The sequence below is a fragment of the Pseudomonas sp. DW-iso3 genome (assembly GCF_058725305.1).
In genome coordinates this window covers 177096-196563 of sequence record NZ_JBZXDZ010000007.1, presented here as the reverse complement: position 1 = coordinate 196563, position 19468 = coordinate 177096, and the positions used below count along the sequence as shown (strand labels likewise).

The window sequence follows — 19468 nt, the reverse complement described above, 5'->3', positions numbered from 1 at the left end:
TATCCCTTTGGGCCAAGCCCTAACTAAAACAGGATTACTCATGTCCTTTGCTTCCCTCGGTCTCTCCGAGGCTTTAGTCCGCGCCATCGAGGCAGCGGGCTATACCGAGCCTACTCCGGTGCAACAGCGGGCCATTCCCGCCGTGTTGCAAGGTCGCGACCTGATGGTTGCGGCTCAGACAGGTACTGGTAAAACCGGCGGCTTCGCCCTCCCGATTCTGGAGCGGTTGTTTCCCAATGGTCACCCGGACAAATCCCAGCGTCACGGCCCGCGCCAACCGCGTGTTCTGGTCCTGACCCCCACCCGCGAACTCGCCGCCCAGGTGCACGACAGCTTCAAGCTGTATGCCCGCGATTTGAAGTTCGTCAGCGCCTGTATCTTCGGCGGCGTCGGCATGAACCCACAGGTTCAGGCCATGTCCCGTGGTGTGGACGTGCTGGTCGCGTGCCCAGGTCGTTTGCTCGACCTGTGCGGCCAAGGCAGCGTCGACCTGTCCCACGTGGAAATCCTCGTGCTGGACGAAGCCGACCGCATGCTCGACATGGGCTTTGTCCATGACGTGAAAAAGGTGCTCGCCCGCCTGCCGGCCAAACGTCAGAACCTGCTGTTCTCGGCAACGTTCTCCCAGGACATCACTGCCCTGGCCGGCAAGCTGCTGCACAACCCGGAACGCATCGAAGTCACGCCGCCGAACACCACGGTCGAGCGTATCGAGCAACGCGTATTCCGCCTGGCCGCCAGCCACAAGCGTGCGCTGCTGGCCCACCTGATCACCGCCGGCGCGTGGGAACAGGTGCTGGTCTTCACTCGCACCAAGCACGGCGCCAACCGCCTGGCCGAGTACCTGGACAAGCACGGCCTCACCGCCGTCGCCATTCACGGCAACAAGAGCCAGAACGCGCGCACCAAGGCCCTGGCCGACTTCAAGGCCGGCTCCGTACGCATCCTGGTTGCCACCGATATCGCCGCCCGCGGCCTGGATATCGACCAATTGCCACACGTGGTCAACTTCGAGCTGCCAAACGTCGATGAAGACTACGTGCACCGTATCGGCCGTACCGGCCGTGCCGGTCGTTCGGGTGAAGCCATCTCCCTGGTTGCACCGGACGAAGAAAAACTGCTGAAAAGCATCGAACGCATGACCAAGCAGAAAATCGCCGACGGCGACCTGATGGGCTTCGATGCCAGCGCCGTGGAGGCCGAGAAGCCTGAAGCGCGCGAGCGTCCGGACGTGCGCAACCCGCGCAACCCACGCGGTCCGAAGGGCGATGGCCCGAACGGCGGCGGGGGTGGCGGTGGCCGTCGCGACAAGGGCAAAGACAAGGGCAAGGAAAAATCTGCCAGCGGCCGTGGCGAACGCCCGGCCCGTGAGCAGAAGCCCCGCGAAGGCACTCCGGCCCGCGAACAGCGCCAGCCGAGCCAGCCGCCACGCGCTGCTGCCGACCGTGCTCCGGACGAGTTCCTGGACGACGATGTGGATAACTTCGGTAACCGCGTCGACTACGTGCCCCAGGCCAAGCCGGCCCAAGGCCGTGGCCGTCGCCCAGGCGCCCCGGCACAGGGCGCTGGCGCAGGTGCTCCCCGTGGCGGCCAGCCACAAGGTGGTCGTCAGAATGGTCCACGCAACAGCAGCGGCGGCACTACTGGTACGCCGCCAGCCAAGCGCAATGGCCCGCGTAACGGTGCGCCGCGTGATGGCCAGGCTCGCCGCGAAGACTCGCGCAGCAACAACCGCCGCCCGGCCCGTGACGACCAGCAACGTTCGTCCGAGCCAGCCGTGCAGAACCCTCGTGGTGGTCCGGCGCCAAAGATCATCCACAAGGAGTCGAAGGCTGATCGCTTCCCGACACCCGAGCAGTTGGATCAACTGCCAGGCCGTCCTCGTGGTGAAAAACCAGCGCTGCTGACGCGCAATCGCTGAGTTCCAAAGCGCCATAAAAAAGCCCCGCCTCTTTCGAGACGGGGCTTTTTTTTGACTCAACACAGATCAGCGGTGGGAGCTGCCTTGCCTGCGATGCGGGCACCTCGGCGCGTCAGGCCCACCGAGTCGATGCAATCGCAGGCAAGCCAGCTCCCGCGTTGATTGCATTCCTGGCATAAAAAAACCGGATCGCAGGATCCGGTTTTTTTGGGTAAAAACAGAAATTACTTCTGCTTCACACCTTCCAGCGAGATGTCCAGGTCCACAGTCTGCGAGGACGGGCCTGGGCCTTTGATGCCGAAGTCGTTCAGGTTGACAGTGGTCTTGGCGTTGAAGCCGGCACGCTCGCCGCCCCACGGGTCTTTGCCCTCACCGTTGAAGGTGGCCTTGAAGGTCACAGGCTTGGTCACGCCGTGGAAGGTCAGGTCGCCGGTCACATCAGCGGTTTTGTCGCCGGTGGACTTGACTGCGGTGGAAACGAACTTGGCGTCAGCGAACTTGGCAACGTCCAGGAAGTCTTTGCTGGCGATGTGCTTGTCACGCTCGGCGTGGTTGGACCACAAGCTGGCGGTTTTCACGTCGACTGCGATTTTGCTGGCTTCTGGCTTGGCGGCATCCCAGCTGAAGGTACCGTCCCAATCCTTGAAGGTACCGTGGATGAAGCTGTAGCCCAGGTGGCTGATTTTCCAGTCGATGAAGGCGTGCTGGCCTTCTTTGTCGATCTTGTAGTCAGCAGCCATCACCTGGCCTGCGGAGAGCAGAGCAGTACCGATTGCCAGAGCAGCGAGGGTCTTTTTCAACATGCTTTCTATTCCTTGTGAGTCGAGGTTGAACATCAGGCTTTGCGCCCCAGCATTCTCGTAAGGGTCGCATCACGATCGATAAAGTGGTGTTTCAACGCAGCCACGCCGTGCAAGCCGGCGAAGACCACCAACACCCAGGCCAGGTACAGATGCACCAAGCCGGCGTTATCTGCCTGGTCCGGTAATCCGGAAACCACGGCAGGAATCTCAAACAGGCCAAACACCGGAATACCGACACCGTCTGCGGTGGAAATCAGGTAACCGGCGATCATCACGGCAAACAGCCCGAGATACAGGAACGCGTGGCCAAACGCAGCACCGATACGGGTCATGCGGCTGTAGCTGGCCAGCGGTGGCGGCGGTGGGCTGACAAGGCGCCAGACAATACGCACCAGCATGATGGCGAACAGCGTGATGCCAATGCTCTTGTGCAAGTCGGGCGCGTCTTTGCGCCAGGCACTGTAGTAGTCGAGACCGACCATCCACAGGCCCAGCGCGAACAACCCGAACACCACCAAGGCTACGCCCCAGTGCAAAACCATACTGACCCAACCATAGCGGGCCGACGAATTACGTAGCTGCATGTCCCAAATCCCGTAAGAGCTGTGCCCAAGACTAGCGATTTACCTATCGAATTAAAGCCGAAAATTTCGCTTTGAAATATCGAGAAATACGATCTTGAGATTATGCACAGTACGTTAACGATGGATTAAGGACTATTCCTAAGAAACGTGACAGATCGTCCTACGTTTACTGCGAATTATCTCTAATAGGTTGTGACACAGCCGTCCATTGCATAGGCTTGCGCGATTGATTTACCTGCGCCGGCCGCAGGACCGCTTCGAGGAGATAACCGATGGGCTTGAACAACCAGTGGATGCAACGCGACCTCGCAGTGCTGTGGCATCCCTGCACCCAGATGAAAGACCACCAGCAACTGCCGCTGATCCCGATCAAGCTCGGTGAAGGCGTGTGGCTGGAAGACTTCGAAGGCAAGCGCTACCTCGATGCTGTCAGCTCCTGGTGGGTCAACGTATTTGGCCACGCCAACCCGCGCATCAACCAGCGCATCAAGGACCAGGTCGATCAGCTGGAACATGTGATCCTGGCCGGCTTCAGCCACCAGCCGGTGATCGAACTGTCCGAGCGCCTGGTGCAAATGACCCCCGAGGGCCTGACCCGCTGCTTCTACGCTGACAACGGCTCGTCCTGCATCGAAGTCGCGCTGAAGATGAGCTTCCACTATTGGCTCAACCGCGGCCTGCCGAACAAAAAACGCTTCGTCACCCTGACCAACAGCTACCACGGCGAAACCATCGCCGCGATGTCGGTGGGCGACGTGCCGCTGTTCACCGAAACCTATAAGGCGCTGCTGCTCGACACCATCAAAGTACCGAGCCCGGATTGCTACCTGCGCCCCGAGGGCATGAGCTGGGAAGAACACTCGCGCAATATGTTCCTGGCCATGGAACAGACCCTGGCCGACAACCACGACACCGTCGCCGCCGTGATCGTCGAACCGCTGATCCAGGGCGCCGGCGGCATGCGCATGTACCACCCGGTGTACCTCACGCTGCTGCGCGAAGCCTGCGACCGCTATGGCGTGCACCTGATCCACGATGAAATCGCTGTAGGTTTCGGCCGCACCGGCAGCATGTTCGCCTGTGAACAGGCCGGCATCCGTCCGGACTTCCTGTGCCTGTCCAAGGCCCTCACCGGCGGTTACCTGCCGCTGGCGGCCGTGGTCACCACCGATGACGTGTACGACGCGTTCTACGACGACTATCCGACCCTGCGCGCCTTCCTGCACTCCCACAGCTACACCGGCAACCCGCTGGCGTGCGCGGCGGCGCTGGCGACCTTGGATATTTTCGAAGAAGACAACGTCATCGAAAACAACAGGGACCTGGCCCAGCGAATGGCCACCGCCACGGCGCACCTGGTGGACCACCCGCACGTGTCGGAAGTGCGTCAGACCGGTATGGTGCTGGCCATCGAGATGGTCCAGGACAAAGCCACCAAGACCGCCTACCCCTGGCAGGAGCGTCGTGGCCTGAAGGTGTTCGAGCACGCCTTGGAACGCGGTGCGCTGTTGCGGCCATTGGGCAGCGTGGTGTATTTCCTGCCGCCCTATGTGATCACGCCCGAGCAGATCGACTTCCTCGCCGAAGTGGCCAGCGAAGGCATCGACATTGCCACCCACAGCAACGTCAGCGTTGCAGTGCCGAAGGACTTCCACCCAGGCTTCCGCGATCCGGGTTGATCAACGAACCCCTACGTAAACCTCTTCAGAGAACAGAAATGAGATTGTCCCGCTTCTTCACTGACACCCCGCTGAGCCTCGGCGATCACGAATTGCCGGAAGCCCAGGCGCACTACATCAGCCGCGTATTGCGTATGGGCGAAGGCGATGCCGTGCAATTGTTCGACGGTTCCGGCCTGGAGTTCCGGGGCAGCCTGCTGGAGGTCGGCAAAAAGCGCGTCACCGTGCAGCTTACGGAAAGCTTCAGCGGCCAGACCGAATCGCCACTGCGCATTCACCTGGGCCAGGGCCTGTCCCGTGGCGAACGGATGGATTGGGCGATCCAGAAAGCCACCGAGTTGGGCGTCAGCGAAATCACCCCGATTTTCAGCGACCGCTGCGAAGTGCGCCTCAAGGACGAACGCGCCGACAAACGCCTGCAGCACTGGCGCCAGGTGGCGATCAGTGCATGTGAACAATGCGGGCGCTCCACGGTGCCGGTGATTCATCCGCCGCTGCTGTTGGTAGACTGGTTGAAACAGACCCAAGCGGACTTGAAGCTGGTGCTGCACCCCGTGGCCGAGCCGATGGTCAGCCATGCCAAGCCATCGAGCCTGGCCTTCCTGATCGGCCCTGAGGGTGGGCTGACCGACCTGGAAGTCGACACTGCGCAAGCCGCCGGCTACCACGCCGCCCGCCTCGGCCCGCGTGTATTGCGCACCGAGACGGCACCGGTGGTGGCGTTGGCCGTCGCCCAACAGTTGTGGGGCGATTTCTAGGGCTTACTCCACCGGATCACTGATCGGCTTGGCAATAATCGCCTTCAACTCACGGGTCATCGGGAATTCCAGGTTCAAGCCCTTGGGCGGAATGGGTGATTCGAACCAGCGCTGGTAAATCCCGTTGATCTCCCCACTGCGGTAAAGGTCGCCAAGTGTCTCGTTGACCACCGCAAGAAACTGCGGGTCGTCCTTGCGCAACATGCAGCTGTAGATTTCCCGCGATTGCTCCTCGCCCACCACCACCCAGTTATGCGGGTCCTTGGCCTTGGCCCGCTCGCCATAGAGCAACGCGTCATCCATGTAAAAGGCCGCAGCGCGACCGGTCTCCAGCATCTTGAACGCCTCACCGTGATCCTTGGCGCTGATCACGAACATGTTGGTCTTGTGCTCGGCGTTGTAGCTTTTGAGGAAGCGCTCGTTGGTGGTGCCGGCGGTGGTCACCACGTTCTTGCCTGCCAGGTCGGGAAAGCCTTTGATACCGCTGTCCTTGGCCGTGAGCAATTGCCCCTTCACGTAGATAAACCCGTAGGAAAACGCCACCTGCTTCTGCCGCTCGGCGGTTACGCCGGTGGAACCGCATTCCAGGTCGACGGTACCGTTCTGCACCAAGGGGATGCGGGTCTGGGACGTCACCAGGTTGTATTTCACATTAAGCGTGGCCACGCCGGTTTTCTGCTGGATGCGCTCGACAATCTTGCTCGCCAGCTCCACCGAATAGCCCATGGGCTTGCCACTGTTATCCCCCACGTAGGAAAACGGCACCGACGCATCGCGATAGCCCAAGGTAATGGACTTGGCGCTGGCGATCTTGCCCAGCGTGCCGTCCAGCGGTGCTTGATTCGCATGGGCCTGTGCGCCCAGCAAGAGTCCCAGGGTGCAGCCGGTCAACAGGATCTTTTTCATTGTTATTCTCCGTTGGTCTTTGAAGTCATTTACGTACAGCGATCACACTGATTTCCACCCATACACTCGGTCGCGCCAGTTCTGCCTGCACCGTGGTGCGCGTCGGCGCTAAACCCGGTGACAGCCAGGCTGACCACACTTCATTCATCGGTGCGAAACCTTCACTGATGTCTTTCAGGTAAATCGTGGCGTTGAGCAGATGATCCTTGTCGCTGCCCGCCTGGGCCAGCAACGCATCGATCCTGGCCAGCACTTCACGGGTTTGTGTCGCCACGTCCAGACCATCGCCGGGCACCTGGCCCGAGAGGAACACCAAGTCGTTGAACGTCACTGCGCCCGAGAGGCGCTCGTTACTGCTGATGCGGGTGATAGTCATGCAGACATCCTCATGCGGCGCGGGGTGCCAGGCCCTGCATATCAATAGAAGGCGCGTGTTGGCCAATCAACTCGGCCAGCAGCTGGCCGCTGCCACAGGCCAGGGTAAAACCGAGGGCTCCGTGGCCCAGGTTCAGCCACAGGTTACGATAGACACTGGCGCCGATCAGCGGCACGCCGGTCGGGGTGGCCGGGCGCATACCGGCCCACTCCACCGCCTGGTCGTAGTCGCCCGCCAGTGGAAAGGTCTCCAAGGCCTGACGTTTCATCAGCGCCAGGCGTTTGGGCTCAAGACGGGCGTCGAAGCCGACGATATCCACCATGGCCGCCACCCGCAGTTGTTCGCCAATGCGCGCGTAGACGATCTTGCGGTCGTAATCGGTGATGCTCACGTTCGGTGCCTGGTGTTGCGCGCCAATCGGTACGCTCAGGCTGTAACCCTTGAGCGGGTAAAGCGGCAACGGCACGCCCAACTCCGCGCTGCGATACCCAGCCGCCAGCACCAGGTGTTCGACTGGCATAACCTCATCGCCCAATTCGATGGCCTGCACCCTACCCTTGGCGTGGCGAATGCCGGTGACCTTTCGGCCCAGCATAAAGCGGCAACGTCCCGACGCTTCCAATCGCGCCGCCAGCCGCTGGCAGAAGGCATGACAATCAGCGACTTCCTCATTCGGCGTATAAATCCCACCGACAAAACCACCGTCCGCCAGCGCAGGCTCCAGGCGAGCGCAATCGGCGGTCGACAGCACCTGCTGTTGCAGGATATCGGTGACCTTGCCACGCGCGCGCTCAAAAGCGTTGGCATTGCGAAAGGTCACCAGCTTGCCGTTGCGCCGCCAGTCGAAGCCATCCAGGCGATCGAGATCGCGCCACACTTGCAAGGTGTCCTGGCTCAGGGACGCCAGGCGCAACAGGTGGGCGGCATTGCGTTTGTTCACCGAGCCACGGCAAGCGCCGAGGAACGCGGCCATCCAGCGCCATTGCTGGGGGTCGAGGCGCGGCCGCAGTTTCAATGGTGAGTCACCGCGCAACAACCAACCGATGGCTTGCAGCGGCACCCCTGCATCGGCCAGTGGCGCCACGTAGCGATAGGACAACTGCCCGCCATTGGCAAAGCTGGTCTCGCTGCCCAGGGTCTCGCGTGCATCGATCAGCGTCACCTCATGACCTGCACGCACCAACGCATAGGCGCTGGCCAGACCAATCACTCCCCCCCCAATGATGCACACCATTTCCGCCGCCCACCTTTAAATCCAGAGGCCTCAAGCCTAGGGGCAGGTGACAGGCTGCCGACAATGAATAAAGATGGATCACCTATAAACAAAGGTTATGGACTTGCCATGCGCTTGCGTCATATCGAAATCTTCCAGGCCATCCGCCAGACCGGCTCCGTTAGCGCCGCCGCGCAATTGCTGCATGTGTCGCAACCGGCGGTGACCAAGGTGCTGCAGCACGCCGAATTGCAACTGGGCTTCCCCCTTTTCCTGCGGGTGCGCGGCAAATTGCAGCCCACACCGGAAGCCCTGGCGCTGGAAAGCGAAGTGGAGAAAGTCACCGAAAGCCTGCAAGGCGTGCGGCGCCTGGCCAAAAGTCTGCGCCGAGCACCGGGCCAGAGTGTGCGCATCGGCGCGATCCCGGCGCTGGCGTTATCGCTGCTGCCGCCGGCGATCTTGGAATGGAAGCGCGATTACCCGGAGATGGCGTGCGAGCTGTCCAGCGACCATAGCCGCGAGTTGGTGCAGAAGCTGCTGATGCGCGAGATTGACCTGGCGTTGACGCTCAACTTCTCCGGCCATCCAGGGCTGACCACGCAAGTGCTGGCCAATGGTGTGCTGGTGGCACTGGCGTCTAAAGGCTATTGGTCCGACGCCGAACTGAGCCAACCATTGCCCCTGGCGGACCTGGCAGGCACGGCGCTGATTGGCCTTTCCAGCGCCGACCCGCTGGCAGCGAAACTCGATAGCTACCTGGAAAACGTCGACCCACCCCCCAAGGTCACGATCTCGGTGCAAACCTATTCCCTGGCCCGCGCGATGGTGGAGTCCGGGGCCGGCTTGACGGTGATCGATCCGTTCACCGCGCTGGGTGCGTCGACGGCCACCACCTGCATCCGCCCGCTCACGCCGCCGCTGCCGATCACCCTGTACGCCCTGACCCGCGCCGATGAGCCTCCGCCGCATATGCTGGCGAATTTGCTGGAGATCTTCGGCCACCGCGCCCGGGAGTTATTGGAGCGGCTGTAGAGACCGTTCTGTCGAAGCAACGAGGATCGCAGGTGTTGTCCGTCAGAGCACGTAATGCATGATCGCCACGAAGTGCAGCAGGCTCCCGCCAATCACAAACAAATGCCAGATACCATGGGAGTGGCGCAGGCGGTCCTCCAGGGCAAAGAAGATAATCCCGACGGTATACAGCACCCCGCCCGACGCCAACCAGATAAACCCCGCCGTGCCCAGCGCGGCGAGCAGCGGTTTGACCGCCACCAGCACGATCCACCCCATCACCGCGTAAATCACGATCGACAGGATGCGCGCCTCTGAGCGCGGCTTGATCTCCTGCAGGATGCCAATCACCGCCAGCCCCCACACGATGCCAAACAGCGTCCAGCCCCACGGCCCTCTCAGGGTCACCAGGCAGAACGGCGTGTAGCTGCCGGCGATCAGCAGGTAGATCGAAAAGTGATCGACCTTCTGCATGATTTCTTTCCGCCGCCCGCGCACGCTGTGGTACACGGTGGAAGCGCTGTACAGCACCATCAAGGTAAAACCATAGATCGCCACGCTGACGATCTTCCAAGGGCTGCCGTCGAGGCTTGCCACCACCAACATCCACACGGCGCCAATGCTCGCCGCGACAGCACCGAGCAAATGGCTCCAGGCGTTGAATCGTTCCCCGTGGTACATCGCTCTCCGACCTCCTGTAACCGTCATGGGCTGGCTGCCAAGCGTCCAGCCTTGCGCATAAGAGTGCAAGCGGCTTATGACGTTCCGAGGACGCGAGAGGGTTTTGCGGGCACAATCAACAGCATTCGAACAAGAGCCCACGGCCATGCTGATCGACGAAGAATTCACCCTCAAGAAACTGGAAATCTTCCTGGCGTTCATGCGCACCGGCAACCTGGCCCGCGCCGCCGCCGAGCTGCAAACCAGCAATGTCAGCGTGCACCGCGCCATCCACTCCCTGGAAAACGCCCTGCGCTGCCCGCTGTTCAAACACGAAGGGCGCAACCTCACGCCGCTGGAAAGCGCCTACGTATTGGAAGAACGCGCGCAGAAACTGGTGGCCGATGTGGTCGACAGCGTACGCCTGACCCGCGAAGCGGCCGGCTTCTCCGCCGAACGTTTCAAGCTTGGCTCGTTGTATTCGCTGACGGTGAAAACCGTGCCGCAACTGATCATGGGCCTGAAGATCCGCCGCAGCGAACTCAATATCGACCTGATCCTGGGCTCCAACTTCGACCTGCTCTACAAGCTCAAGAACATGGAAGTGGACGCGATCCTGATCTCCCTCGACGAGCACGCCAACGACCCGGACTGCGAACAAATCGCGCTGTTCTCCGACGATATCTTCCTCGCCACTCCCGCCGACTCGCCCTTCGACCGCGAGCGTGAGATCGACCTCGCCGACGTGCGTGACGCAACCTTCATCACCCTCACCCAAGGCTTCGCCACCCACCAGGATGGCAACCGCGTGTTCAAGCAGGCAGGGTTCGAGCCGAAGGTGGCGATGCAGGTGAATGACATCTTCACGCTGTTGAGCATGGTCAGCTCAGGCGTAGGTTATGCGCTGCTGCCGGGGCGGATTGCAGCCGTGTATGAGAACCGCGTGAAACTGATACCGCTGCAACCCAGGTATCGGTTGCAGCAGCATATTGGCGTGGTGTTTCTGAAGGCCAAGGAGCGTGATCCGAATTTGCTGGCATTGTTGGCGGAGTGTCGGATGTATGCCAATCGACAGGTGACAGCCTGACACACCGCTTTCGCGAGCAAGCCCGCTCCCACACTTGAAATGCATTCCAAATGTGGGAGCGGGCTTGCTCGCGAAGACGCCCGACCCGACAACACACATTCCGAAGTTAGCCGACCAGCCCCCGTACGATGAAATACAGCAACGAAGGCCCAAGCAGGCAACCCAGTCCGGTGTGGAATGTCGCCGTCAGCGCGCCATACGGCACCAACCGCCGATCCGTCGCCGCCAGGCCCGCCGTCACCCCACTCACCGTGCCGGCCAACCCACCAAACACCATCGCCGAACGCGGGTTATCCAACCCCATCCAGCGTGCCGCGACCGGCGTTCCCACCATGACCAGAATCGCCTTGATCAACCCGGTGGCAATCGACAGCGCCATCACATCCGAGGTCGCGCCAATCGCCGCCCCCGTCACTGGGCCGACGATATAAGTCACGGCGCCAGCACCGATGGTGGTCATGCTGATTGCATCGCGATAACCAAACGCCCAGGCCATGCTCGCACCGACGATAAACGGCAGGATCGTGCCCAATAGCAGCGCAATCACGCCGATCATCCCGGCCTTGCGCGCCTCGGTGGCTTGCACTTCAAACGCCGTTGCGACGATGGCGAAGTCGCGCAACATCGCGCCCCCCATCAACCCGATGCCGGAGAACAGCGCCAGGTCAGCCAGGCCTTTCTGGCCGCCCGTGATCGTGCCGCCGACCCACGCCAGGACCAGGCCGATGACGATAGCAATCGCCGAGCCGTGGATGCGCCCGAACGTCAGGCGCTTGGACAGCACCACGGAAATCCACATCACCACGCCGACAAAGGCAAATGCGGTGATCAGGCCGTTATGTTCCAACCCTTTTTCGATGAGATCCCACATATCAACGACCTCCCACTGGCGCGATCAGTGGCTCTTCATCGGGCAAGGGTTCGCCCTTGTGGGTACGGCTGATCAGCGCGATGGTGCAACCACACAGCACCACTGAACCAATCGCTGCCAGCACCGCAACGGGGCCACCATGCAAAGCGGTCACTACGTTTTGTTGTGCGGCCATCGCCACCACCACCGGGATGTACATCGCGCCCCAGAAGCCAACGCCCATTTCGCAGTCCTTGGTCATGCCGCCGTGTTTGTGCATCCAAAGGCGGGCGCAGATCAGCAGGATCATCGCGATGCCTACCCCGCCCACATTGGATTTGACGCCGAGCAACACGCCAAGCATGTCGCCCATGATCACGCCCGCAAGCGTGCAGATCGCCAGCAATGCCACACCGTAGATAATCATTGTTGTTGTCCTCAAAGTGCTCGATCGAAATTGTTGTTTTTGTGCTTCGAAAGCCTTGGGTAGTGCTTTATCGGTGGCGTAGCCCCTCCTCTTCCAGCAAGGCCTGCAAGGTATCCAGGCGCGCACCTTCGCAGGCGATCACCGTGCCCTGTTCAAACACCCGGCGTGACAGGCCAGTGAGCACGGCGCCCGGTGGCAATTCGATTTGCAGGCGCACGCCGCGCTCGTAGGCGCTTTGTACGGTGCCGCGCCAGTCGACGATGCGGCACATGTTGAAGGCCAGGTCGTCGCGCAATTGCTCGGGGTTGTGGATAGGCCGCGCGCGGGTGCTGCTCAGGTAGGTGATACGCGGCGCCTTGAGCGGCACAAAGGCTTGCGCCAGGACCTGGGCCGGTTGCTCCAGCAACGCGCAATGGGACGGCACGCTGACGGCCAGGCGCTTGGCGACGCCGTTGCCTTTGATGCGGTCGGCGACACGCTTCATCGCTGCGTTGCTGCCGGCGATAACGGTCTGATTGTCGGCGTTGATATTGGCCAGGTACACCGGGCTGTCGGGGCTGTGGATATCGGCCAGCAGGTGTTCGACAGTGGATAACTCGGGGCCGATGATCGCCGTCATGCCGTAGCCCTGTGGATAAGCGTTCTGCATCAGCTCGCCGCGCAGGCTGACGAGCCTGATCGCATCGGCAAAGTCCAGCGCACCCGCGATCACCGCCGCAGGGTAAGCCCCGATGGACAGTCCCGCGACGTAATCCGGCGTGCGTTGCAGCTGGCGGGCGTGGGCTACGCCGACAATCAGTAGGCAAAGCTGCACCGCGCGGGTGTTCGCCAGGGCTTGCGCCGAATCCAATGCGCGAACGTCTTCACCCAAGGCATCGCTGGCCTGTTCCAATACATCGGCCGGCAACGCCTGGAGCATGCCGGGGCGCTGGGCGCCCTGGCCGGGAAAGACCAGAAGGCTGCTCATGCCACGGCCTGCCAGGGATCGATGACGAGGTGCGCACCGCCGGCGGTTTTCAATAGCACCCGCCGCGATGGACTCGCCCATTCGCGCAAGGCGACAGCACCGAACGGTGTTTGCAGTTGCAGGTCCACGGTACACGCGGCCTTGTCCAACGTTGCCAGCAGGTCGCGCGCATCGTTGCGATCCAGCGGCGCGGGCGTGCGCAGAATCAAGTCCAGATCGCTCTGGGCATGCATTGCTTCAATGCCCGTTGCCAGCTCAAAACCTGCGCTGCCGGTGATGCCCCAATTCAAGGGTGCCAGCATCGGTCGCAGCTGTTCGAGTGCCTGCAAAGCCGGTAAGTCGCGTGTCGAGACAACGTCACGCAGCGCTTCCGGCACGACTCGCCGCTGCACAGCAGCAATCGGCAGTTCAGCGGCAAAACGCTGCTCACGCAGACGCCCGCGCACGCCCACCGCGACCAGACCCGGCGCGACAATTGCGCGACGCACCACCACCGTGCCAACCGCCTCCACCGCCCACGCCGCAGCGTCAGCGGGCAGGTGCGCCGGGGTCATGCCCCAGAGCAGGTCGTGAGCGTTCACCATTGCTCCCGCAGCAGTTGGCGCACGTGGCTGGAGGCGGCGCGGTTGGTCGCGCCGAGGCGCCCGCTCAAGTCGGTGCTGGCAATATCCTTGATCGCACTCACCAGGCAATCGCTGACCTGCGCCACATCCTCCGACGTAGGCTGCTCAATCTGGCTGACCGACAAGGTTTCCCACAGCAAACCCAGGCTGGCATAACTGTCGATGTCATAGGCCATGGGCGGCACGCTGGCGGCCAGGGCTTCCAACTCTTCGACGCTGCGCAGCGTCACGCGCGCGGCCGAGGCCTTGCCCATGGCGTGCACCATCACACCGGGATCACGCAGGGCGATCAGGCGGTTGGCTTGATACCCATGGGCGAGAAACGCGCCGGACATGGCCTTGCCCACCAGCAGCGCGATCACCGGGTGCCCGGCGAGGCGAGCACGGGCGTAGCTGTCGGCGGCGGCCGCCAGGGCCTGGTGGATGCCGAGGGCTTCTTCGCGACGCCCGTAGGCTTGGCTCGGTACATCGACGATGGCGATGATGGGGCGCTTGTCGCCACGGGCGATGGCTTCATCGACGGCCTTCGCCAGACCCCAGCCTTCCAGCAGACCGACCTCACCCTTGCGTGCGCGGGGAAAGTGGTTTTGCGCGTCGGTAACCACGGCGATATAGCGCACGGGCTGTTCGCCCAGTACACCATCGGCGACTTTCAGCGAATTTGGCAAACCTTCAACGGCTGTCGCTCCGACGCTCAATGCGTTGAACCACTGCAAACCTCTCATGAGCGTTCTCCTTGATACAACTCGCGCACCGTCACCGGGTCGATCTGCGCCGTGGCGTCCAGTTCGGCCAGGCGTGCCAGGTAATACTCGGCCTGGCGGCTGCGTTGCTGGGTGGGCAGGCCTTGTTGCAGCAATGCGCTGACGGTCTGTTGAAGCTCGACCACATCATCAGCCACATATCGGTCGGCCAAGCCGCTGTTGAAACGTTGCTCGCCGCCGGTGAGGCTCCAGATGAAAGGCCGGTCGCGGGAGTCGTACTCGTCAAGCCCCGCTTCCTGTTCGATCACTTGCGGGCCATTCAAGCCCAGGCGGGCTTCGCGGGTGACGACAAGGTAACTGCACAACCCGGCCGCGATGGACATGCCGCCGAAGCAGCCGACACTGCCGGCCACCACGCCGATCACTGGCTGGTACTGGCGCAGGTCAACAATCGCCGCATGGATATCCGCGATGGCTGCCAGGCCGAGGTTGGCTTCCTGCAGGCGCACACCACCGGTTTCCAGCAGCAACACGGCGCGAGTGGGAATGCCCTTGCGATTGTCTTCGGCTGCCAGCTCCAAGGCGCCGGCGATTTTCGCGCCACCCACTTCACCGAGGCTACCGCCCTGGAAGTTGCCTTCGATGGCAGCAATGACGACAGGCTTGCCATCGACGCTGCCCTTGGCGATCACCACGCCGTCATCGGCCTGGGGCACCACGCCTTGGCGGCCGAGCCACGGTGACATGACGCGCTGGAACGGGTCGATCAATTCGCGGTAGGAGCCGGCGTCCAGCAGAGCCTTGGCCCGCTGCCGAGCGCCCAACTCAACGAAGCTGTGTTTGGCGAGTAAGTCAGTCATGGCCGATCTCCTCGAAACCCTGCTCCAGGCGCAAACGCACCACGCCGGGGGTGGCACCGAAATCGTGGATATCAATCTTCAAGGCCGGTGGCGTCTGTTCCTGGAAGATGCGTTCGAACAGATGCTGCCAGCGTTGTTCGGCGCCATTCACCGAGGTCTGCACCTGGATGGTCAGCCTGCCCGGGGTACCCGGTTCCAGCAGCACCTCCAGGTCGCCCGAGCCAACGCAACCTACCAGCGCTCGGCCTGTTGGCGGCTGCCCGGCGGGGAATTCAAAGGATAAGGTTTCCATCACAACGCTCCGTCGAGGCGGTCGATAAACAGACAGGCGGCCAGCAGGTCGGCGGCGCCGCCGGGGGAGGCATTCAGGGCCAGCAGGTGTTGATCGAGTTCATGTAATTGACGACGACCGGCCAGAGTGGCGCTGCCCCCCGCGTCCAACACGGCGCGCGCACCGCGTTGCATGGTGCTGATCCCTTCGGGACCGGCGCGGTAGAGCACGCAGGTGTCGGCCAGCTCGGTCATGATCGCCAGCAGGGCATCCAGGCGTGCGTTCTGTTCGCCTGCATTTTGCTGGCGGCTTTTGTGCAGTTGCGGCAAGCCGCGTTGCACAACCGAGGGGAAGCCGAGCTGGGCTTCTTCACGGGCACCGCGAGCGCCGTAGCGTTGCGCGACCTGGGCACCGTGGCTCATGGGTTGTGGGGCGTAGCGGTCGTTGAGCAGGGCTAATCTGGCTGCGTTCAGGGTGACGGCGCGGGGTTCCAGCGCCGCCGCTGCGGTCAGCAAGCCCAGGGCCCAGATCGCGCCGCGATGGGTATTCACGCCGTTGGTGATGACGAGCATTGCTTGCTCACCCTCACGGCCGATACGACCGAGAGCTTCGCGCAAGGGCACGCCAACTTCACCCCATTCAATCGCCGCTTCAGCCATCTCCTTGAACATCGGCCACAGCGACAGCGCCGAGGCGTGCATCAGGCCCAGATGCAGATCGTGGTGGGCGCCGTTTCCACGACGGTCCACCAGAGCGGGTTTGGGCGACAAGTCAGCTTCATCGATCAGTGCATCGACGGCCATGTCCGCCAGGCGTTCGGCGAGGGTCAATTCATGCAATTTGAGTGCGCGCATTTACCAGCTCCTGAATTTGGCGGGCGGGTTGTACAAACCACCGGACCAGTCCACCAGGTCGGCCACACTTTTGGCGGCCAACAGCTCGCGGGTGGCGTCAGTACGGCGGATACCCAAGTCTTCGGGCAAGGCGATCAGGCCTTCGCGGCGCATGCGCGCGGTGTCCTTGGGGTTGTGGCGCATGCCGATGGCCGTGACACCTGCGACAGCGGCGATCATCGCCTGGCGCTCTTCGAGGGAACGCGCCTTATACAGGTAGGCGATGCCCTCTTCGGTAAGCAGGTGGGTAACGTCATCGCCGTAGATCATGATCGGCGCCAAGGGCATGCCGCTTTTGCGGGCAACTTCCACGGCGTCGAGGGTGTCGACGAAAGTGGGTTTGCCGCCTTCCTGGAAGGTCTCGACCATTTGCACCACGAGTTTCTTGCCGCGTTCCAGCAGGGCTTCCGGGGCATCGTCGTGGCGCATGTCCAGCCAGGCGGGCGTGCCATGGCGACGGCCGCGCGGGTCGTGGCCCATGTTGGGTGCGCCGCCAAACCCGGCAAGGCGGCCACGGGTCACGGTGGAGGAATGGCCGTCGCCATCGACCTGCAGGGTGGCGCCGATAAACAGGTCCACCGCGTATTGGCCGGCGAGTTGGCAGAACATCCGGTTGGAGCGCATCGAGCCATCACGGCCCGTGAAGAACACATCCGGCCGGGCGGCAATGTAGTTCTCCATGCCCAGCTCGGTGCCGAAGCAGTGCACACTTTCCACCCAACCGCTTTCAATCGCGGGGATCAGCGTGGGGTGCGGGTTGAGGGTCCAGTTGCGGCAGATCTTGCCCTTGAGACCCAGGGATTCGCCGTAGGTGGGCAGGATTAACTCGATGGCGGCGGTATTGAAGCCAATGCCATGGTTGAGCGACTGCACATTGTGTTTTTCGTAGATGCCACGGATCGCCATCATCGCCATCAACACGTGCACCGGCTTGATATGGCGCGGGTCGCGAGTGAACAGCGGCTCGATGTAGAACGGCTTGTCAGCCACCACCACAAAATCCACCCAGCTCGCCGGGATATCCACACGGGGCAGATCGGTGACGTCATCCACCAGTTGATTGACCTGCACGATGACGATGCCATCGCTGAACGCGGCAGGCTCGATCAGCGCCGGGGTGTCTTCGGTGCTGGCGCCGGTGTAGATATTGCCGGCACGGTCAGCCATGAAACCGGCGGAAAGCACGACGTTGGGGATCAGGTCCACCACCAGCCGTGCATAGAGTTCGATATAGGTATGAATCGCGCCGATTTCCAGCAGGCCGTCCTCCAGCAACTGACTGATGCGCAGGGACTGGGTGCCGGCGAAGGAGAAGTCGAGTTTGCGGGCGATCCCCTTTTCAAACAGGTCCAAGTGCTCGGAACGGCCGACACTGGGCATGATCATGTGCAAGTCGTGAAGCTTGGCGGGGTCGGCTTTTGCGAGGGAGCGCGAGAGGAAGTCGGCCTGTTTCTGGTTGTTGCCTTCCAGTACAACACGGTCGCCGGGGAGGATCAGCGCCTCAAGCGCCTCGACGATCTTGTCACTGGGCAACACCGCCCCGTCCGCATACTGCTTGACCAGCGCGAGCCGCCGCTGCTTCTCGTCGCGCCGCCGCGTCCAGCGCGAGTCGGGGGTTATTGTTGTTGTCATGGTCGCTCCACGGGTTTGCTGTCGTGGGGCTTACCTTAGGAGTGATTGAGGGGGCCATCAATCAAGCTCGGCGGCGGATCGTTACGGTTGGAGTAACAGAGCACCAACAAACATGCAGCCTCCTGTTGGGGCTGGCTCGCCAACTCCTACAGTTGACCGGTGATTCATTCCCACCTATGACCAGCAAGCAATGCTTCCATATTGCTCATTAATGTCTTAGCACTTTCCATTAACTGGCCCAGCAGCGCCTCATCTTCATCCATGTACCCTTCATATTCCGCCAGGTTCCGACGTTCATGACACAACGCCAACAACCTCACCTGCACCTTGCCGGCGTCTGCGGTATGAACCAGGCATTGAAAGACCAGATAGCGTTTGTCCGAGCGATACCCTTGCAGGCGCAAAGCCGTAAGAGCAATGGCATGGGCGGCGTTGTAAGCCAGGTCGAAACGACTGGCGAATGATAACTGTGGATTGCCAGCATCCCTCAACCGATCTCTGGCTGAACGCACCAGCCCATCACACTCCTTGCGATCCGGCGGCTCAGCCTTCAAGCCGCCGCTACGTTGCAGGTTCTCCAGATTTACCTTGTTGTCCATCCGTGGATTCCAGGGGGTCGCTCCCCATAAGATTGATCTTGTCCTGCTGCACGACCCGCTGCACAAAACTGTTCCCGGCATTCCATTTGCCGATCCAGTCTTCGGGAGTGTAAAGCGTCGGGTTGAGGGTGCGGCCCAGTTGCTCTTCCAGCGGCATGAGCCGCTCCATGACTTCACTGTAGTTGAGGCTTTCGCCGATCAACATGAGATCTATGTCACTGGATGAGTGCGCCTCGCCTTTGGCGATGGAGCCGTAGATAAACGCCCAGGTTATCTGCTTGGCGAACGGCGCCAGTACAGTGCGCAATGGTTCATCCAGGCTCAGGGTCTTGCGCACGATGGCCAACAATTCCGAATAAATCGGGCATTGGGGGTTGGCTTGATAATGGGTCTGGTTGCCTTGGCGCGTCATGCTCAAGATGCCCGCCAACTGCAGACGTTCAAGCTCGCGGGTGAGGCTGCCCTTGCCCACCTGGGCCCATCGCGCAATTTCATTGGTGAAGAAGCTTTGGTCGGGTTTGCCGAACAGCAAGCCCAGTACTTTTTGTTGGGTGACGGTGAAGAGTGCAGTGCTGAGCGGCAAGGTGTGCATGGCAGCGGCCAAAGAGTCCCAAAAAGGGAACGATAGGTCCCTTTTTGGGAAC

At 61.8% G+C, this 19468-nt stretch carries 22 protein-coding genes; 5 read left to right on the top strand and 17 right to left on the bottom strand.

Going from position 1 to position 19468, the window contains the following annotated elements; genetic code table 11:
- Positions 1–40 precede the first annotated feature (40 nt).
- Positions 41–1921 (top strand): RNA helicase RhlE2, encoded by a 1881-nt coding sequence (gene rhlE2, locus AC4PS7_RS21610; protein WP_010207180.1) that lies wholly within the window; start codon positions 41–43, stop codon positions 1919–1921.
- Positions 1922–2145: 224 nt separating this feature from the next.
- On the opposite strand, the gene AC4PS7_RS21605 is transcribed toward rhlE2, so the two are convergent.
- Both AC4PS7_RS21605 and AC4PS7_RS21600 read right to left on the bottom strand, forming a co-directional pair.
- Entirely contained in the window at positions 2146–2724 is a 579-nt protein-coding gene (locus AC4PS7_RS21605; protein ID WP_021492687.1) for a YceI family protein, read from the bottom strand.
- Positions 2725–2756: 32 nt separating this feature from the next.
- Positions 2757–3308, bottom strand: a complete 552-nt coding sequence (locus tag AC4PS7_RS21600) for a cytochrome b (protein ID WP_010207182.1) — start codon at positions 3306–3308, stop codon at positions 2757–2759.
- 272 nt (positions 3309–3580) lie between these two features.
- Between AC4PS7_RS21600 and AC4PS7_RS21595 the strand changes: the two genes are divergently transcribed.
- On the top strand, positions 3581–4987 hold the full coding sequence (locus AC4PS7_RS21595) for an adenosylmethionine--8-amino-7-oxononanoate transaminase (RefSeq protein WP_492179739.1): 1407 nt from the start codon (positions 3581–3583) through the stop codon (positions 4985–4987).
- A 38-nt stretch (positions 4988–5025) separates the two neighbouring features.
- A complete protein-coding gene (locus AC4PS7_RS21590; RefSeq protein ID WP_042571430.1) occupies positions 5026–5745 on the top strand; it encodes a 16S rRNA (uracil(1498)-N(3))-methyltransferase in 720 nt (239 codons plus the stop codon).
- 3 nt (positions 5746–5748) lie between these two features.
- Here AC4PS7_RS21590 and AC4PS7_RS21585 read toward each other — a convergent pair whose 3' ends face one another.
- From AC4PS7_RS21585 to AC4PS7_RS21575, 3 genes are read right to left on the bottom strand one after another with little or no spacing between them, the layout of a single operon-like run.
- Complete coding sequence (locus tag AC4PS7_RS21585; RefSeq protein WP_010207187.1) at positions 5749–6651, bottom strand: transporter substrate-binding domain-containing protein; 903 nt, start codon at positions 6649–6651, stop codon at positions 5749–5751.
- A 25-nt stretch (positions 6652–6676) separates the two neighbouring features.
- Positions 6677–7027 (bottom strand): RidA family protein, encoded by a 351-nt coding sequence (locus AC4PS7_RS21580; RefSeq protein ID WP_010207188.1) that lies wholly within the window; start codon positions 7025–7027, stop codon positions 6677–6679.
- 10 nt (positions 7028–7037) lie between these two features.
- Positions 7038–8261, bottom strand: a complete 1224-nt coding sequence (locus AC4PS7_RS21575) for a D-amino acid dehydrogenase (RefSeq protein WP_047542537.1) — start codon at positions 8259–8261, stop codon at positions 7038–7040.
- A 108-nt stretch (positions 8262–8369) separates the two neighbouring features.
- Between AC4PS7_RS21575 and AC4PS7_RS21570 the strand changes: the two genes are divergently transcribed.
- The gene (locus AC4PS7_RS21570) at positions 8370–9272 is read left to right on the top strand and encodes a LysR family transcriptional regulator (protein WP_021492682.1); all 903 of its coding nucleotides are present in this window, start codon (positions 8370–8372) and stop codon (positions 9270–9272) included.
- 42 nt (positions 9273–9314) lie between these two features.
- Here the strand turns inward: AC4PS7_RS21570 and trhA are convergent, their stop codons facing one another.
- The gene (gene trhA / locus AC4PS7_RS21565) at positions 9315–9932 is read right to left on the bottom strand and encodes a PAQR family membrane homeostasis protein TrhA (protein WP_431480331.1); all 618 of its coding nucleotides are present in this window, start codon (positions 9930–9932) and stop codon (positions 9315–9317) included.
- A 145-nt stretch (positions 9933–10077) separates the two neighbouring features.
- Between trhA and AC4PS7_RS21560 the strand changes: the two genes are divergently transcribed.
- Complete coding sequence (locus AC4PS7_RS21560; RefSeq protein ID WP_010207193.1) at positions 10078–10998, top strand: LysR family transcriptional regulator; 921 nt, start codon at positions 10078–10080, stop codon at positions 10996–10998.
- A gap of 106 nt (positions 10999–11104) precedes the next feature.
- Here the strand turns inward: AC4PS7_RS21560 and madM are convergent, their stop codons facing one another.
- From madM to AC4PS7_RS21505, 11 genes are all read right to left on the bottom strand, one after another.
- Positions 11105–11869, bottom strand: a complete 765-nt coding sequence (madM, locus tag AC4PS7_RS21555; RefSeq protein WP_010207194.1) for a malonate transporter subunit MadM — start codon at positions 11867–11869, stop codon at positions 11105–11107.
- A 1-nt stretch (position 11870) separates the two neighbouring features.
- Positions 11871–12275, bottom strand: a complete 405-nt coding sequence (madL, locus tag AC4PS7_RS21550; RefSeq protein ID WP_010207195.1) for a malonate transporter subunit MadL — start codon at positions 12273–12275, stop codon at positions 11871–11873.
- 67 nt (positions 12276–12342) lie between these two features.
- Complete coding sequence (gene mdcH, locus AC4PS7_RS21545) at positions 12343–13242, bottom strand: malonate decarboxylase subunit epsilon (protein WP_047542533.1); 900 nt, start codon at positions 13240–13242, stop codon at positions 12343–12345.
- Positions 13239–13826, bottom strand: a complete 588-nt coding sequence (locus tag AC4PS7_RS21540) for a malonate decarboxylase holo-ACP synthase (protein ID WP_021492679.1) — start codon at positions 13824–13826, stop codon at positions 13239–13241. The genes mdcH and AC4PS7_RS21540 overlap by 4 nt, the downstream gene beginning before the upstream one ends.
- Positions 13820–14590 (bottom strand): biotin-independent malonate decarboxylase subunit gamma, encoded by a 771-nt coding sequence (gene mdcE / locus AC4PS7_RS21535; protein WP_045791539.1) that lies wholly within the window; start codon positions 14588–14590, stop codon positions 13820–13822. Before mdcE ends, AC4PS7_RS21540 begins: the two co-directional genes overlap by 7 nt.
- Positions 14587–15429, bottom strand: a complete 843-nt coding sequence (locus AC4PS7_RS21530) for a biotin-independent malonate decarboxylase subunit beta (protein ID WP_010207201.1) — start codon at positions 15427–15429, stop codon at positions 14587–14589. The genes mdcE and AC4PS7_RS21530 overlap by 4 nt, the downstream gene beginning before the upstream one ends.
- Positions 15422–15721, bottom strand: a complete 300-nt coding sequence (locus AC4PS7_RS21525; RefSeq protein ID WP_010207202.1) for a malonate decarboxylase subunit delta — start codon at positions 15719–15721, stop codon at positions 15422–15424. The genes AC4PS7_RS21530 and AC4PS7_RS21525 overlap by 8 nt, the downstream gene beginning before the upstream one ends.
- Complete coding sequence (locus AC4PS7_RS21520) at positions 15721–16554, bottom strand: triphosphoribosyl-dephospho-CoA synthase (protein ID WP_492179738.1); 834 nt, start codon at positions 16552–16554, stop codon at positions 15721–15723. Before AC4PS7_RS21520 ends, AC4PS7_RS21525 begins: the two co-directional genes overlap by 1 nt.
- Entirely contained in the window at positions 16555–18225 is a 1671-nt protein-coding gene (mdcA, locus tag AC4PS7_RS21515) for a malonate decarboxylase subunit alpha (protein WP_021492675.1), read from the bottom strand.
- A 164-nt stretch (positions 18226–18389) separates the two neighbouring features.
- Positions 18390–18824: a hypothetical protein gene (locus AC4PS7_RS21510; protein ID WP_010207206.1), complete on the bottom strand. Its 435-nt coding sequence runs from the start codon at positions 18822–18824 to the stop codon at positions 18390–18392.
- Positions 18787–19416, bottom strand: a complete 630-nt coding sequence (locus tag AC4PS7_RS21505; protein WP_010207207.1) for a nucleotidyltransferase domain-containing protein — start codon at positions 19414–19416, stop codon at positions 18787–18789. Before AC4PS7_RS21505 ends, AC4PS7_RS21510 begins: the two co-directional genes overlap by 38 nt.
- Positions 19417–19468: the final 52 nt, after the last annotated feature.